A 14048-nucleotide genomic window follows, 5' to 3' on the forward strand; every position below is an offset into this window, starting at 1 on the left:
AGAATCATTTATATCAACTGACACTCCCTCTTCGCGAGCAAGCCCGCTCCCACAAGGAATTAAGTCAACCCAGCAAATCCTGCAGGGTTGCGAGATTGTCAGCTTCTTCCACAGACTTATCCTGCCGCCACCGCAACATCCGCGGAAACCGCACCGCGATCCCGCTCTTGTGCCGCTTGGACAGGGCAATCCCTTCAAACCCCAATTCAAACACCAGACTCGGTTTCACGCTGCTGACCGGTCCAAATTTTTCGACGGTGGTCTTGCGCACGATGCTGTCGACCTGGCGCATTTCTGCGTCGGTGAGCCCCGAATAGGCCTTGGCGAACGGCACCAGGGTGCGTTCGCTGGCGTCGGGCGGGCCGTCCCAGACGGCGAAGGTGTAATCACTGTAGAGACTGGCCCGGCGGCCGTGTCCGCGTTGCGCGTAAATCAGCACCGCGTCGACGCTGAACGGGTCGACCTTCCATTTCCACCAGACGCCCATGTCTTTGGTGCGGCCGACGCCATACAGCGCGTCGCGGGCCTTGAGCATCATGCCTTCGACGCCCAGGCTGCGGGAGGCTTCCCGTTGGCGGGCGAGGTCGAACCAGTCTTCACCGGTGAGCACGGGGGAGGGCAGCAACACACGGTTGTTGCAGTGGGCGATGACGTGCTCCAGTTGGGTGCGACGCCTGGCTTGAGGCTGGTTGCGCCAGTCTTCGCCCGCCCATTCCAGCAAGTCGTAGGCGAGGATAACCACCGGCACTTCATCGAGGATTTTCTTGCCCAGGGTTTTACGACCGATCCGCTGTTGCAGCAGGGCGAACGGTTGCACCGCGGGTGGCGTAGGCGCCAGTGGATCGAAGGCATCTTCGGTGTTCGGTGGTGCGGTTTTCCAGGCCACGATTTCACCATCGATCACCGTGCCGTCGGGCAGGCAGTGGACCAGGCTGTCGAGTTCGGGGAAACGCTCGGTCACCAGCTCTTCACCGCGCGACCAGATCCACAGTCGGCCGTCGCGCTTGACCACCTGGGCACGGATGCCGTCCCACTTCCATTCCACTTGCCAGTGGCTGGCCGGGCCGAGCAACTCTTCGAACTGTTCGACCGGTTGCGACAGGGCATGAGCCAGAAAAAACGGATACGGCTGACCACCGCGCTGGGCATGTTCATCCGACGATTCGGCAGCGATCAGCTTCAGGTAACTGGCCGCGCTCGGGCGGTTGGACAGGTCGGTGTAACCGACCAGTCGCTGGGCCACACGTTTGCTGTCGAGCTGCGCCATGGCCGCCAGGGCACGGGTCACCAACAACTTTGAGACGCCGACGCGGAAACTGCCGGTGATCAGTTTGATGCAGAGCATCAGGCTGGCGCGGTCCAGTTGCGACCAGAGTCCAGGCAATTGTTCGGCGAGCACGTCAGGAGATTCGCCGCGCAACGGCAGCAGTTTTTCTTCGATCCATACCGCCAATCCGTCGGTGGAGCTGTGGGGCGTTTCGGGCAGTACCAGCGAGATGGTCTCCGCCAGATCGCCCACTGCTTGATAGCTCTCTTCGAACAACCACGGCGACAGGCCGGAGTACGCCACGGCGAGTTCACGCAGAATGCGCACCGGCACCAGTTGGCGAGGTCGTCCGCCGGACAGAAAGTACACCGCCCATGCCGCGTCTTCCGGCGCGGCCTGAGCGAAGTAATGTTGCATCGCCGCCAGTTTGGCGTTGCTCGAGGTCGTGGCATCAAGCTCGGCGTACAACTCGGCAAAAGCCTTCATGGCAGCACCTCGGCGCTTTCAGACTCGACCGCTGCAACGTCCTCTTCATCGTCGCCGTATTCGGTGGTAAACCCTTGGGCATCCAGACCTTGTTCGCGCAAATGGCGTACCAGGACCGCCACCGAGCCATGGGTGACCATGATGCGCTCGGCGCCGGTCTGCTCGATCGCCCAGAGCAGGCCCGGCCAGTCGGCGTGGTCGGACAACACGAAGCCACGGTCCACACCGCGCCGCCGCCGCGTGCCGCGCAAACGCATCCAGCCGCTGGCAAAGCCATCGCTGTAGTCACCGAAGCGGCGCATCCAGGTGCTGCCGCCGGCGGACGGCGGGGCCAGGATGAGTGCCTTGCGCATCATCGGGTCGCTCTTGTTGACGTCGCCTGCGTAGATCGTCGGCGGTAAATAAACGCCGCTCTCGCGATACACCCGGTTGAGCGGCTCCACGGCGCCATGTATCAGAATAGGGCCGAGACTGGCGTCGATGCCGTGGAGAATCCGCTGTGCCTTGCCGAAGGAATAGCAAAACAGCACGCTGGCCTTGTCTTCGACGGCGTTGGCTTGCCACCACTGATTGATCTCGGCGAACACCTGCGCCTGAGGTTGCCAGCGGTAGATCGGCAGGCCAAAGGTCGATTCGGTGATGAAGGTGTGGCAACGCACCGGCTCAAAGGGTGCGCAGGTGCCGTCGGGCTCGATCTTGTAATCCCCCGAGGCGACCCAGACCTCGCCGCCGTATTCCAGACGCACCTGCGCCGAGCCGAGTACATGGCCGGCGGGATGAAAGCTCAGGGTGACGCCGTGGTGCAGTAACCGTTCGCCATACGCCAGCGTTTGCAGATTGATGTCCTGACCCAGGCGCGCGCGCAAAATCCCTTCACCGGGCGCGGCCGCCAGATAGTGCTGGTTGCCGCCTCGGGCATGGTCGCCGTGGGCGTGAGTAATGACCGAACGCTCGACCGGCCGCCACGGGTCGATGTAGAAATCGCCGGCGGTGCAGTACAAACCTTCGGGACGCGCGATAACAAGATCCATGTTGTTACCAGAATGGAGGGACTTGTTAGCTATGAGGTTGGCGCGGGGCTGGAAGTTCTATCGGGATTTACGAAAGTGTCGAGATCCAAGTGTGGGAGCGGGCTTGCTCGCGAAAGCGGTGTGCCAGTCAATATCATATTGGACTGACACACCGCTTTCGCGAGCAAGCCCGCTCCCACATCAGGACGGTGGTGAGCCTTACTTGCCAGGTGTCAGCGTCAACCGCTTGGTCCCGTACACTTTGTCAAAGTTCTGCGGCTGCATCGGCAAACTCACGTATTGCCCCTTGAGCCACGGCTCTACGCTGTCGAGGTAATTCGGGCTGGCCGGATTACCGGACTGACCGGTGCCGGTCTGGCCCATCAGCGGTTCGGCCTGGCCGAAGTCGACGATGAAGCGCATGGCCGGCGCCTGCGTGGTGTTGAAGTCCTGGCCCCAGGCGAACGCCGCGGTGTTCAGCGTGGTGTGATCGCCACCGGCCGCGAGCGGACCGCGCACGGTCTGGCCATTGGCATTCTTCCACTCATAACGGTGCAGCTTGCCCCACTGCCAGGCTTTGTGATCGCCACCCAACTGGCTGTCGCCGGCGGCAATCGCTGCAGCAAGGCTGCGGGCGAGGATCGCCGATTTGTCTTCTTTCTGCGGCGTACGCGCATCATCCCAGAACGGACTGTCTTCGCGGCCCAGCAGATGATCGGCCTGCGCCGCGTAGGACAACTTACCGTTGGCGATAAAGGCTTTCCACGTCGGGCTGCTTTCCGGGCCCAGTTCGTCGAGGAAAATCTGTTGGGTGCTTACCTGCAGGAACAGCTCATAAATCGCTGCGTCGGCGGAAGTCGGGGCGAGTTTGCCGTCGAATGCCATCAGGCGGGTCAGCGCTTCGCGAGCCTTGTCGCGATCAGCTACCGGCAGCGCTTCGATAGCCTGCTTCAGCGGCTTTGCCATGCCCGGTGCTTCAAACATCTTCTTCAGTTTGGCGGCGAACGTAGTGGTCTGATCGTATTGCATCGCGATCAAACTGCGCGTGTCGTGTTTGCCCACACCGGCCAGTTCGGCCATGCGTTCGCCTCGCTCCGGTGCCGACCAGGAGTTGGACAGCTGCATGCCGTAACCATGGGGAATGACCCGCTGGTTAGCGGTGCCGAGCCAACCTTGAGCCGGGTCCTGATCGTACGGGTGCAGCATCGGGTCGGCATAACCGTCCCAGTCATAACGACCTTCCCAGCCCGGCGACGGCAAAAGGCCTTCGCCTTCGCGGCGATTCGGGTAACGGCCGGTGACTTGCCAGCCGATGTTGCTGGCGTCGGCGAAGACCAGGTTGAGCGTGATCGCACGGATTTCACGGCTGGCGTCCGAGGCTTTCTCGACGTTCTGCGCCCGGGACAGGTCGAAAAACGCGTCCAGTGATTTGTCGTCAGTGAAGTTTGGCGTCTGCAAGGCCAAACCCAGGCCGTTATCCAACGCTGTACCTTTGGCGCTGTTGAGCAGCGGCCCGTGGCGGGTTTCGTATACTGCTTCGCGAGTCGGCCGCTGGCCTTTGACGAAATAGGTTTCGTTGCGAACGATTGCCGGCTGCCATTTGCCGCCGACTTCGTAGGAAAGCCCGTTGCCCTGACGTTTGATTTTTTCCAGGAACAGGTCCTGGTTGTCGCCCATGACCGAGGTCATGCTCCACGCCACTTTGCCGTTGAAACCGCCCAGTACCATCGGCAAACCGGCGATGGTCACGCCGGCCGCCTGATATTTCGGCGTGCGAATCTGCACGTAGCTGAACAACGATGGCACGCCCAGCGGCCCATGGCTGTCGCTGGCCAGCAGGCTTTTGCCGCTGCGGCTGCGTTGCGGGGCGATCGCCCAGTTGTTCGATGACGTGGCGCCCAGCAGATTCAGGTCAGACAGTTGGCCGGTGGCTTTGCTGATTTCGGCGAGCCCCGGAATCGCTCCGTTCAGCTTGAGGCCCTGAAGTTTTTCGGCTTCGGCCACTGGCAGTTTTTCATCGGGAGCGGACGGCGTCAGCCAGGCGAGTTTGTCGGTGGTGACCGTCTGAGCGAGCACCAACGAGGAAATTTCCTCGGGCAGGTTCGCCGATTGGCTGAAATTCAACAGGCAGAAAATCAGCGCTGAATCTTCCGGTTGCCAGTATTCAGGCTTGTAGCCGGTGGCGGCGAGGTCTACCGGCAACTTGTCGCGGTAGCGGAACAGGTAGGCGTTGACCCCGCGGGCATAGACTTCGAAGAAGCGTTTGAGGCGCGGCGAAGACGCCTTGTACAGCTCGCCGGCGCTTTTCTTCAGGTTGACGGCACGCATGTAACGGTCGGCGTCCAGCAGGTCCGAACCGGACATCTCCGACAAACGACCCTGAGCCAACAGGCGCAGGGTGACCATTTGCGTGATGCGGTCGCTCGCGTGCACGTAACCGAGGGTGAACAGCGCGTCGTGGAAGGTGCTGCTTTCGATCAACGGCATGCCCATGGCATTGCGGCGCACCGAAACGTTCTGCGCCAGACCCTTGAGCGGCTGCACGCCGGTGGTGGGCGGGAGGGTGTCCTGAGTGTTCAAGGCCTGACAACCGGTCAGGCTCAAAACACTGGCCACTGCTGCGGCAACGCCGAACCGGGGAAGAAAATGTGTAAGGGCTGGCGAGGCCATGGCAAAGCTCCTGCGGGGGTAGAGGCGCAATAAAGGCGCTACGTTAGTGAGCAGGAGGTGGCCGCGCAAGCGGGGTATGGGGTTATTTCAGGATTTGTCTGATAAACCGAGGTCAGCGATGTTCCTGTGGCGAGGGAGCTTGCTCCCGCTCGGCTGCGCAGCAGTCGCAATCCAGACACCGCATTCCATCAGTTGAAACGCGGGACCTGGATTGGGAGTGCTGCGCACTCCAGCGGGAGCAAGCTCCCTCGCCACAGTTCATGCGTTGTCGCCAGTTGCTTGTCGAGTACGCCGTAAAGGCGTGCCGTCTCCGGTGGGCATCAGGTCGTACTGTTTGCGATCGAGGGCTTGTCTGTGGGAGGTGGTGATGCTGAAGTGCGTGAAATTCAATGACCTTGTATGAGAAAAGTCGGCATGGAGCTCAAGGCCAACGCGGCACTGATCATCATCGATCAACAAAAAGGCATTTTGGAACCCAGGTGCGGCCGACGAAACAATCCTCAGGCCGAGGCGCGGATTCTGGAGCTACTGGCTTTTTGGCGTGAAACCGGACGCCCGGTGATTCACGTCCAGCATCTGTCCCGTTCGCCGGATTCGGTGTTCTGGCCGCAGCAATCGGGCGTGGAGTTTCAGGAGCGGTTCCAGCCATTGGCCGGCGAGCAGTTGATTCAGAAACAGGTGCCGGATGCGTTTTGTGCGACGGGGTTGGAGGCGAGTTTGCGCGAGACGGGGATTGATCAGTTGGTCATCGTTGGCGTTGCGACCCACAACTCGGTGGAGTCCACGGCGCGAACGGCCGGGAATCTGGGGTTTGAGGCGTGGGTGGCGGAGGATGCGTGCTTTACGTTCGACAAGGCGGATTATTTTGGCAATGCCCGTTCCGCCGAGGAGGTGCATGCGATGTCGCTGGGGAATTTGCATGGGGAATATGCGACGGTCGTCAGCACTGCGCAGATCCTGAATTGATGGCGACTTTGCAGGCCTCTTCGCGAGCAAGTCGAATCGTCGCACCGCCGCTCCCACATTGGAACGCGGTCAAATGTGGGAGCGGGCTTGCTCGTGAAGGCGATTCAACAGGCGAAAAATTTTTTCGCCCGAAGCATCAAGCGCCGTGGCACTTCTTGAATTTCTTGCCATTGCCGCATGGGCAAGGATCGTTGCGGCCGACGTCCTTCAGGGCGTTGCGTACCGGTTCCTGGTGCGCGTGGCCGCAGTTCGGGCCGTGAACATGGCCATGGTCGTGATCATGGTGGTCGTGATGGTCATGATCGTGGTTGCAGTCAGGGCCATGGACGTGGGGTTGCTGGGTCATCGGGTGTGCTCCGGAATTAAATCGGCGGGGATTATCACGCCATTACGCGCCAGGTGCACGTAGTGCGCGATGAATAAACCGGTTTCCAGCTCACCTTCCAGCCGATAGGGGATGGGTTGATCGGATTTTTTCAGCATCTTCACCAGATCCCGCACCTTCGGCCAGAGGTTGGTGCGGATCGGTACTTTGTAAAATGCACTGCGCTTGGGACTGACCGTAAACCAGTGTTCGTGCTCGCCTTCGGTCAGCAGCATGTCGCCCAGATGAATCCGGTATTCGAGGCCGCGCACCGTCAGGTCACTGTCACGGGGATTGTCGATACGAAAGTACAGCAGGAAACGCTGCTGCATCAGTTTGGCCTCGACGACTTCGACCTTGACCAGATGCACGGCGGGTTCCGGCTCAGCGTCGCTGAACCAGGACGCACAGCCGCCGAGCCCGAGAAACAGGAGCAGGGTGAGCAGGTGCAGTGCGAGCCGACGGGTGATCATGGTCTAATTTTCTCCCTTGATCCCCAGTCTAGCTACACACTGTAGGAGCTGCCGAAGGCTGCGATCTTTTGCGTCACCTCACGCGCCGAAATACCCCGCGCAACACTTCTTGAACTTCTGTCCGCTGGCGCAAGGGCAGGCATCGTTGCGTCCGACCTTGAGTGGCACGGTGGGGTCGATGAAATACCAGTGGCCGGCGTTCTGCACGAACGACGAGCGTTCGCGGTGGCTGTGTTCGCCGCTGCCGTCGTGCCAGCGGGCGGTGAACGTCACGAACGCGTGTTCCGGCTGACCGCCGAACACCTCGGAGCTTTCCACCTCCAGACCCAGCCAGGTGCTTTGGGCGCTCCAGTCGCTGATGGACTGACGATCGAGGCCGGCCTGTTGTGCAGGCAGGGTGGTCGCCACCAGGTAATCGATCAGGCCCATTACATAAGCGCTGTAGCGCGACCGCATCAAGGCTTCAGCGCAGGGGGCCGGGTGACCGGCATGGTAATGACCGCAGCAGGCGTCGAGCAGCGTGCCGCTGCCGCAAGGGCAAATGGATGTACTCATCGCGTTACCACCAATATTTCCCGAAGTTTTCCGGATTGGCCCAGAACCGTGAGTTGAGCCAGTCGGGGACTTGTTTGTAGTCAAGCAGATCGTAGGTAAACAGGGTCAGCACTTGATCGTCGCGCTGGAAACGTTCGCTGGCTTGCAGGGCCAGGGAGAAAAAATCTGTTTCCTGCCAGCCACTGGCCGGCAAGTCCGCAAGCACCGCAATGCGACTGGCATTGAGGTTGCGGATCCCGCCGAGCAAATTCAGACCCTCGCGTTTGGGCAAGTGTTCGAGGCAATCGACCACCAGCGCCAGATCAAACCTTCGCGCCGCCAGCTCGGCCGGCAATGGTCCGGGCGCCGCATGCGCAACGCAAGTGTCCGGGTGCGCGAGCTTGAACGCCTCAAGCGCCGGGAATTCGCTGGCGCCGAGCAGCAACAGGCGCGGCGGGGCGTAACGATCCAGCAAAGCGGCCAGCGCCTGCTGCGGCGTGCGCGAAGAAATACCTGCAGTCATCGAAGATCCTCAATCAGAGCGCCAAGACTAGCCTGCCCAAACGCCCAGATATAGAGCGGCTTAGCGTCAAAAGTGCCGATCACCCGTGAACACGGGACCAAACAGCCATGGCCTATTGCTGGCGGAGATGAAAACTCGGGTCTTTACTCCCTGCATCGGTTCTAAGCCGATCCCTCAGGAGAAAACTAGATGAGCATAGTTCGGACAGCATTACCCTTGGTTCTGCTAACCAGTGTGTTGACTGGTTGCGCAGGTTTGCAGAAAACCGACTGGCCGACCTGTGCGGCAGTCGGCGGTGTTGTGGGTGCGGGTCTCGGCGCGACCGAGAGCTCGGCATGGGCAGGGTATGGCGCGCTGCTGGTCGGCGGTACCGCTGCAGCCTATTGCTGGGTTCACGGTGATGGCGACGAAGACGGCGATGGCGTGCCGGACAGCCGCGACAAGTGCCCGGGTACGCCTAGAGGCGTACAGGTCGATGCCGATGGTTGCCCACCACCAGTCCCTGCGCCAGTGGTTGAAGAGGCGGTTGTGGTCAAGGAAGAAACCATTGTCATCCGCGATGTTCACTTCCAGTTCGACAAAGCCACACTCACCCCTTCCGATAAAGATGTACTCAATACCATCGCCACACGCCTGAAACAGGAGTCTTCCACCGCTCAATTGACCGTGACCGGTCACACCGACAGCGTGGGCAGCGATGCCTACAACCAGAAACTGTCGGATCGTCGCGCGCACTCGGTGGTTGAATACCTGATTTCCCAGGGCGTACCACGCAGCAGCTTCGTGTCTGTGACCGGTGCCGGTGAAAGCCAGCCGGTGGCCGACAATAAAACTGCTGACGGCCGTGCGTTGAACCGTCGCACGGAAATCAAAATCAACCGCTGACCCCCTCGCACTCCGCGGCTTGTGCAGTCGCGGATGCGGGTCTTTACTCCTGTGTAACCGGCATCTGCCGGTCACACAGGAGCTTCAACCATGAGCCTTCTCCCAAGGAACGTCCTGCCGGTTCTGCTGCTTGGCAGCCTGTTGACCGGTTGCGCGACTCACAGCGATGGCACTGCCCCTCTCAATCAACGTACCTGGCCGATCTGCAGCGTTATCGGCGGTCTGGTCGGTGGAGGCCTGGGCGCTCTGGAGAGTAGCGGTTGGGCGGCGGGCGGAGCGGCACTGGGTATCTTGACTGGCGGCTTGATCTGTTACGCCCAGGATGGCGATGAAGATGACGATGGTGTGTTCGATCGACGTGATCGCTGCCCCGATACGCCGGCCAATACCCCGGTCGAACATCACGGTTGTCCGCTGCCGCCGTACCCGGCCAGCGTGAAACCTGTGTCAACCGAAGTCATCACACTGAGCGATGCGGGCGACGTGTTGTTTGCCTACGACAAATCCGAGCTGACGCCGTCGGCGGAGAGTCAGCTGGATGCGCTGATACCCAAACTGCAAAGCGCTGATGTGGTGAGCATCAAGGTGGTCGGTCATACCGACAGCAACGGTTCGGACGCCTATAACCAGGCGCTCTCGGAACGACGCGCCAGCAGCGTGGCGGATTATCTGTTGGGCATGGGCCTGGCACCGAACAAACTTACCAGCGAAGGCAAGGGCGAAAGTCAGCCCGTGGCCGATAACGAAACAGACGAAGGGCGCGCGAAAAACCGTCGCGTGGAATTGCACATCAATCGCTGAGCCGCGTGATAGAGCCGTCGGGCAGCCATTTCAATTGTTCCGACAGCCATTCAGCGGCCTTCATGAAGATTTTTCCGTTGGCCTCTGGCTTATCTCGCGTGGAAGCCGTTACTGTGCGCGCAAAGAATAATTCTCAACGGGGGAGCGTATGAAGGTGTTTTGGGGGCTGGGGAAGCTGCTGACCCTGCTGTTCTGGCTGGTGGTGCTGGTCAATCTGATGACGCCGTTTGTCCATCCTCTGCACCAGTTGGTCAATCTGGCCGGCGGCCTGTTGGCGTCCCTTCATCTTCTTGAGGCGGTGTTCTGTTTCCGCAGCCTCAGAGGTCGCGCCCACCCTTGGCGTGATCGCTTGAAGATTGTCTTTTTCGGTGTTTTCCACCTGCAAACCATTCCGGCTCCCGCCGTACCAAAGGCATCCCATGCGTAAACTCTGTCTGCTCGCCGCTCTCATCAGCCCGCTCGCCTGCGCCCAAGTGGTCAGCGTCGAAACCAACTCGCTGATGCGCCTGCCCAACACCGCCAGCACTTTGCAGCTGGAACGCCTGGAAGTGGCCGATTACGGCACGTTACTGATTCCCTCGAACGTGACCGAAATCACTGTCGGCGAATTGCACCTGGGGCGTGAAGCGCGGATTGCCATCGTGCCGAGCGCAAATGCCCTGGAGTTGAAGATCAATCGTGCCCGGCTCTCCGAAGGCAGCCAGATCACCGCTCGCGGCGCGCCGGGCACTTACCTGAAGGCGGCCCGCTCGGGGCGCAATCTGAATGTGCAGATCAAGGCACTGAATGCACCGCAGTTGTTGGTCGATGCACGCGGCGGCGCAGGGGCACCGGGTTTTGTCGGTCTCGACGGCGCTAATGGTCAGGCACCGGGCTGCACCTGGGGTCAGGCCGGTCGCGGTGCCGATGGCAGTAATGGCAGCGATGGACAACCGGGGGCGCCGGGTGCACTGGTCAGGCTGGAAGTGCCGCGCGATTACCCGGCGGAGCAGATCAAGGTTCAAGTGGCGGGCGGCGCGGGTGGTCTGGCCGGTCCTGGCGGCAAGCCGGGAGCGGGCGGCAAGGCCAAGGGTTGCTTCGTTTACAAGGCCGATGGCGGCAAGAGCGGCAAACCCGGCGCTGACGGCCAGCCGGGACCTGCGGGTGCGGCGGGTTCGGTGACTGTTCAGCGGTTGTAAGAATCACCGATATCCCCTGTGGCCAGGGGATTTTGTGGCGAGGGGATTTATCCCCGTTCGGCTGCGCAGCAGTCGTAAAATCAGGCTCCGCGGATTCCGGATTGGGGCCGCTTCGCAGCCCAACGGGGATAAATCCCCTCGCCACAAAGTCCTCTTCCCACAAAATCCGCGAAGCTTCTAGAACATCGGTCGGGCTGAGGCGATCGCAACGAGCACCAACCCAACCATCAGATTAATCCCCACCAACCTGCGAATCTTCCCAAGCACCGCAGCCCCCGTCGGCCAATCCTGCGCCGCCACCGCCGTGCGCAGTTCCGGCAACAGCAACGCCTGTATCCGGATGAACAGCGCGGTCATCACCACGTACAACCCCATCATGATCTGCACATAACGCGGCGCGGTCTCAAAACCGGCGTATTGCAGATGGATCATGCCCACGCCGCTGATCGGCAAGAGCAGCACCGCCACCCAGACCCAGCGGAAAAAACCTTGAAACACTTCTACCCACAGTTTTAACCGGGCAGGGCCTTCCAGCGCCTTCATCGCCGCGGGACGCAAGACCATCCAGGCGAAAAACATGCCGCCGACCCACACCAGGGCGGACAGGACATGCAGGGTGTAAACGATGCCAAAAGGTGTCATTGAGGTACTCCGTTCTGCGCGGGATTAATTAGCGGGGTATGATAGCGGCCGATCCGAACCACTGAAAATTTATCCAGCGTTTTTTGCGCCCGACAATCCATGATCAGCACCGAACTCAAAACCACGATCCAGGGCGCCTACTCGCGTTTTCTCGAAGCCAAGAGCCTCAAGCCGCGCTACGGCCAACGCCTGATGATCGCCGAAATTGCCAAAGTCCTCGGTGACATCGACACCGACGACGAAGGCCGGCGCAGTGGCGACCCCGCGATTGTCGCGGTGGAAGCCGGCACCGGTACGGGAAAAACCGTGGCCTACAGCCTGGCGGCGATCCCGACCGCGAAGGCCGCCGGCAAACGCCTGGTGATCGCCACGGCCACCGTGGCCCTGCAAGAGCAGATCGTCTACAAGGATCTGCCCGACCTGATGCGCAACAGCGGGCTGAATTTCAGCTTCGCCCTGGCCAAGGGCCGCGGGCGCTACATGTGCCTGTCCAAGCTCGACATGTTGCTCCAGGAAGGCCACGCGCAAACCGCCACGGCGCAGCTGTTTGAAGAAGAAGGCTTCAAGATTGAGGTCGATGAGGCCAGTCAGAAGCTGTTCACCAGCATGATCGAGAAACTCGCCGGCAATAAATGGGACGGCGACCGCGACAGCTGGTCCACCGCCCTGGAAGACGCCGACTGGGCGCGCCTGACCACCGATCACAGCCAGTGCACCAACCGTCATTGCCCGAACTTCGGCCAGTGCGCCTTCTACAAGGCGCGCGAAGGCATGGGCAAGGTCGACGTGATCGTCACCAACCACGACATGGTTCTGGCGGATCTGGCCCTGGGCGGCGGCGCTGTCCTGCCGGACCCGCGCGACACCATCTACGTGTTCGACGAAGGTCACCACCTGCCGGACAAGGCCATCGGCCACTTCGCCCATTACACGCGCCTGCGTTCCACCACCGACTGGCTGGAAACCACCGCCAAGAACCTCACCAAGTTGCTCGCCCAGCACCCGCTGCCGGGTGACTTGGGCAAGTTGATCGAGCAGGTGCCGGAACTGGCCCGCGAGATCAAAACCCAGCAACAGTTCATGTTCACTGCCTGTGAACAGGTCGCCGATTTCAAACCCGGCGAAGACGTCGAGGGCCGTGAGCGGCCGCGTCACCGTTTCGTCGGCGGGGTGATTCCCGAGCACATGCGTGAAATGGGCATCGAGCTGAAGAAAGCCTTTGCCCGCCTCACCGACCTGTTCACCCGGCTCACCGAACTGCTCAAGGAAGGCATGGATGGCGAGGTCAACATCGGCATCGCCAGCAACCAGGCCGAAGAGTGGTATCCGCTGTTCGGCAGCCTGTTGTCGCGCTCGTCGGGCAACTGGGAATTGTGGGGCGCGTTCACCGCTGAAGACCCGGAAGACAATCCGCCCATGGCGCGCTGGCTGACCCTGGCCGAAAGCGGTTCGCTGTTCGACATCGAGGTCAACGCCAGCCCGATCCTCGCGGCGGAAATGCTCCGTCGCAACCTGTGGAACGTCGCTTATGGCGCGCTCGTGACTTCGGCGACCCTGACCGCACTCGGCACTTTCGACCGTTTCCGCATGCGTGCCGGCCTGCCGAAAAAAGCCGTGACCGCCGTGGTTCCGAGCCCGTTCCATCACGCCGACGCCGGTGTGCTGCGGGTGCCGGACCTGAAAGCCGACCCGCGTGATGCACCGGCCCATACCGCCGCGATCATCCGAGACCTGCCGCAACTGGTCGAAGGTTCGCGCGGCACGCTGGTGCTGTTCTCGTCGCGCAAGCAGATGCAGGACGTGTTCGACGGCCTTGACCGCGACTGGCGCAAGCAAGTGTTCATTCAAGGCAACCTGTCGAAACAGGAAACCCTGAACAAGCACAAGGCGCGGGTCGACGGCGGCGATTCCAGCGTGCTGTTCGGCCTGGCGAGTTTTGCTGAAGGGGTCGACTTGCCGGGTGCGTACTGCGAGCACGTGGTGATCGCGAAGATTCCGTTCTCGGTGCCCGATGATCCGGTCGAAGCCGCACTGGCCGAGTGGATCGAAGCACGGGGCGGCAATCCGTTCATGGAAATCTCCGTGCCGGACGCGTCGCTGAAACTGGTCCAGGCGTGCGGTCGCTTGCTTCGCACCGAAGAAGACCGCGGCACCATCACCTTGCTTGACCGGCGCCTGGTCACCCAGCGTTACGGCAAAGCCATCCTCAATGCGTTGCCGCCATTCCGTCGTGAAATTTCCTGATACAC

The 14048-nt window shown here is 61.2% G+C and carries 14 protein-coding genes; 6 read left to right on the plus strand and 8 right to left on the minus strand.

The window, feature by feature from the left end:
* Window positions 1–64 precede the first annotated feature (64 nt).
* The 3 genes from ACA073_RS06055 to ACA073_RS06065 all read right to left on the minus strand — a co-directional run bounded on the left by ACA073_RS06055 (window position 65) and on the right by ACA073_RS06065 (window position 5433).
* The gene (locus ACA073_RS06055; RefSeq protein WP_497402341.1) at window positions 65–1753 is read right to left on the minus strand and encodes an ATP-dependent DNA ligase; all 1689 of its coding nucleotides are present in this window, start codon (window positions 1751–1753) and stop codon (window positions 65–67) included.
* A complete protein-coding gene (locus ACA073_RS06060) occupies window positions 1750–2784 on the minus strand; it encodes a ligase-associated DNA damage response exonuclease (protein ID WP_497402343.1) in 1035 nt (344 codons plus the stop codon). The genes ACA073_RS06055 and ACA073_RS06060 overlap by 4 nt, the downstream gene beginning before the upstream one ends.
* Before the next feature lie 198 nt (window positions 2785–2982).
* Window positions 2983–5433, minus strand: a complete 2451-nt coding sequence (locus tag ACA073_RS06065) for a penicillin acylase family protein (RefSeq protein WP_497402345.1) — start codon at window positions 5431–5433, stop codon at window positions 2983–2985.
* 414 nt (window positions 5434–5847) lie between these two features.
* Between ACA073_RS06065 and ACA073_RS06070 the strand changes: the two genes are divergently transcribed.
* Complete coding sequence (locus ACA073_RS06070) at window positions 5848–6399, plus strand: cysteine hydrolase family protein (protein ID WP_497403998.1); 552 nt, start codon at window positions 5848–5850, stop codon at window positions 6397–6399.
* A gap of 136 nt (window positions 6400–6535) precedes the next feature.
* Here ACA073_RS06070 and ACA073_RS06075 read toward each other — a convergent pair whose 3' ends face one another.
* From ACA073_RS06075 to ACA073_RS06090, 4 genes are all read right to left on the minus strand, one after another.
* Window positions 6536–6745 (minus strand): SEC-C metal-binding domain-containing protein, encoded by a 210-nt coding sequence (locus ACA073_RS06075; RefSeq protein WP_007906737.1) that lies wholly within the window; start codon window positions 6743–6745, stop codon window positions 6536–6538.
* Entirely contained in the window at window positions 6742–7236 is a 495-nt protein-coding gene (locus ACA073_RS06080; protein ID WP_497402347.1) for an LEA/WHy family protein, read from the minus strand. Before ACA073_RS06080 ends, ACA073_RS06075 begins: the two co-directional genes overlap by 4 nt.
* A 78-nt stretch (window positions 7237–7314) precedes the next feature.
* Window positions 7315–7791 (minus strand): YchJ family protein, encoded by a 477-nt coding sequence (locus tag ACA073_RS06085; RefSeq protein WP_497402349.1) that lies wholly within the window; start codon window positions 7789–7791, stop codon window positions 7315–7317.
* A gap of 4 nt (window positions 7792–7795) precedes the next feature.
* Window positions 7796–8293 carry a DUF6231 family protein gene (locus ACA073_RS06090; protein ID WP_497402351.1) on the minus strand — a complete coding sequence of 166 codons (498 nt, stop codon included), beginning with the start codon at window positions 8291–8293 and terminating at the stop codon, window positions 7796–7798.
* Between the two features lie 189 nt (window positions 8294–8482).
* On the opposite strand from ACA073_RS06090, the gene ACA073_RS06095 reads away from it, so the two are divergent.
* The 4 genes from ACA073_RS06095 to ACA073_RS06110 all read left to right on the plus strand — a co-directional run bounded on the left by ACA073_RS06095 (window position 8483) and on the right by ACA073_RS06110 (window position 11157).
* Window positions 8483–9178, plus strand: coding sequence for a PA1041 family peptidoglycan-binding anchor lipoprotein (locus ACA073_RS06095; protein WP_497402353.1), 696 nt, complete (start codon window positions 8483–8485; stop codon window positions 9176–9178).
* Window positions 9179–9268: 90 nt separating this feature from the next.
* The gene (locus ACA073_RS06100; RefSeq protein WP_497402355.1) at window positions 9269–9979 is read left to right on the plus strand and encodes a PA1041 family peptidoglycan-binding anchor lipoprotein; all 711 of its coding nucleotides are present in this window, start codon (window positions 9269–9271) and stop codon (window positions 9977–9979) included.
* 148 nt (window positions 9980–10127) lie between these two features.
* The gene (locus ACA073_RS06105) at window positions 10128–10406 is read left to right on the plus strand and encodes a DUF1145 domain-containing protein (RefSeq protein WP_497402356.1); all 279 of its coding nucleotides are present in this window, start codon (window positions 10128–10130) and stop codon (window positions 10404–10406) included.
* On the plus strand, window positions 10399–11157 hold the full coding sequence (locus ACA073_RS06110) for a collagen-like triple helix repeat-containing protein (protein ID WP_497402358.1): 759 nt from the start codon (window positions 10399–10401) through the stop codon (window positions 11155–11157). Before ACA073_RS06105 ends, ACA073_RS06110 begins: the two co-directional genes overlap by 8 nt.
* Before the next feature lie 177 nt (window positions 11158–11334).
* Here ACA073_RS06110 and ACA073_RS06115 read toward each other — a convergent pair whose 3' ends face one another.
* On the minus strand, window positions 11335–11799 hold the full coding sequence (locus tag ACA073_RS06115) for a CopD family protein (RefSeq protein ID WP_497402360.1): 465 nt from the start codon (window positions 11797–11799) through the stop codon (window positions 11335–11337).
* 99 nt (window positions 11800–11898) lie between these two features.
* Between ACA073_RS06115 and dinG the strand changes: the two genes are divergently transcribed.
* Window positions 11899–14043 carry an ATP-dependent DNA helicase DinG gene (dinG, locus tag ACA073_RS06120; protein WP_497402361.1) on the plus strand — a complete coding sequence of 715 codons (2145 nt, stop codon included), beginning with the start codon at window positions 11899–11901 and terminating at the stop codon, window positions 14041–14043.
* Window positions 14044–14048: the final 5 nt, after the last annotated feature.

It is taken from the genome of Pseudomonas sp. LBUM1670 (genome assembly GCF_059695695.1).

Excerpts from the sequence above, each read along its gene's own strand:
- ACA073_RS06075 (WP_007906737.1), bottom strand. The coding sequence starts at position 6,745 with ATGACCCAGCAACCCCACGTCCATGGCCCTGACTGCAACCACGATCAT.
- ACA073_RS06090 (WP_497402351.1), bottom strand. The coding sequence starts at position 8,293 with ATGACTGCAGGTATTTCTTCGCGCACGCCGCAGCAGGCGCTGGCCGCT.
- ACA073_RS06055 (WP_497402341.1), bottom strand. The coding sequence starts at position 1,753 with ATGAAGGCTTTTGCCGAGTTGTACGCCGAGCTTGATGCCACGACCTCG.
- ACA073_RS06080 (WP_497402347.1), bottom strand. The coding sequence starts at position 7,236 with ATGATCACCCGTCGGCTCGCACTGCACCTGCTCACCCTGCTCCTGTTT.
- ACA073_RS06095 (WP_497402353.1), top strand. The coding sequence starts at position 8,483 with ATGAGCATAGTTCGGACAGCATTACCCTTGGTTCTGCTAACCAGTGTG.
- ACA073_RS06065 (WP_497402345.1), bottom strand. The coding sequence starts at position 5,433 with ATGGCCTCGCCAGCCCTTACACATTTTCTTCCCCGGTTCGGCGTTGCC.
- ACA073_RS06070 (WP_497403998.1), top strand. The coding sequence starts at position 5,848 with ATGGAGCTCAAGGCCAACGCGGCACTGATCATCATCGATCAACAAAAA.
- ACA073_RS06105 (WP_497402356.1), top strand. The coding sequence starts at position 10,128 with ATGAAGGTGTTTTGGGGGCTGGGGAAGCTGCTGACCCTGCTGTTCTGG.
- ACA073_RS06115 (WP_497402360.1), bottom strand. The coding sequence starts at position 11,799 with ATGACACCTTTTGGCATCGTTTACACCCTGCATGTCCTGTCCGCCCTG.
- ACA073_RS06085 (WP_497402349.1), bottom strand. The coding sequence starts at position 7,791 with ATGAGTACATCCATTTGCCCTTGCGGCAGCGGCACGCTGCTCGACGCC.
- ACA073_RS06060 (WP_497402343.1), bottom strand. The coding sequence starts at position 2,784 with ATGGATCTTGTTATCGCGCGTCCCGAAGGTTTGTACTGCACCGCCGGC.
- dinG (WP_497402361.1), top strand. The coding sequence starts at position 11,899 with ATGATCAGCACCGAACTCAAAACCACGATCCAGGGCGCCTACTCGCGT.
- ACA073_RS06110 (WP_497402358.1), top strand. The coding sequence starts at position 10,399 with ATGCGTAAACTCTGTCTGCTCGCCGCTCTCATCAGCCCGCTCGCCTGC.
- ACA073_RS06100 (WP_497402355.1), top strand. The coding sequence starts at position 9,269 with ATGAGCCTTCTCCCAAGGAACGTCCTGCCGGTTCTGCTGCTTGGCAGC.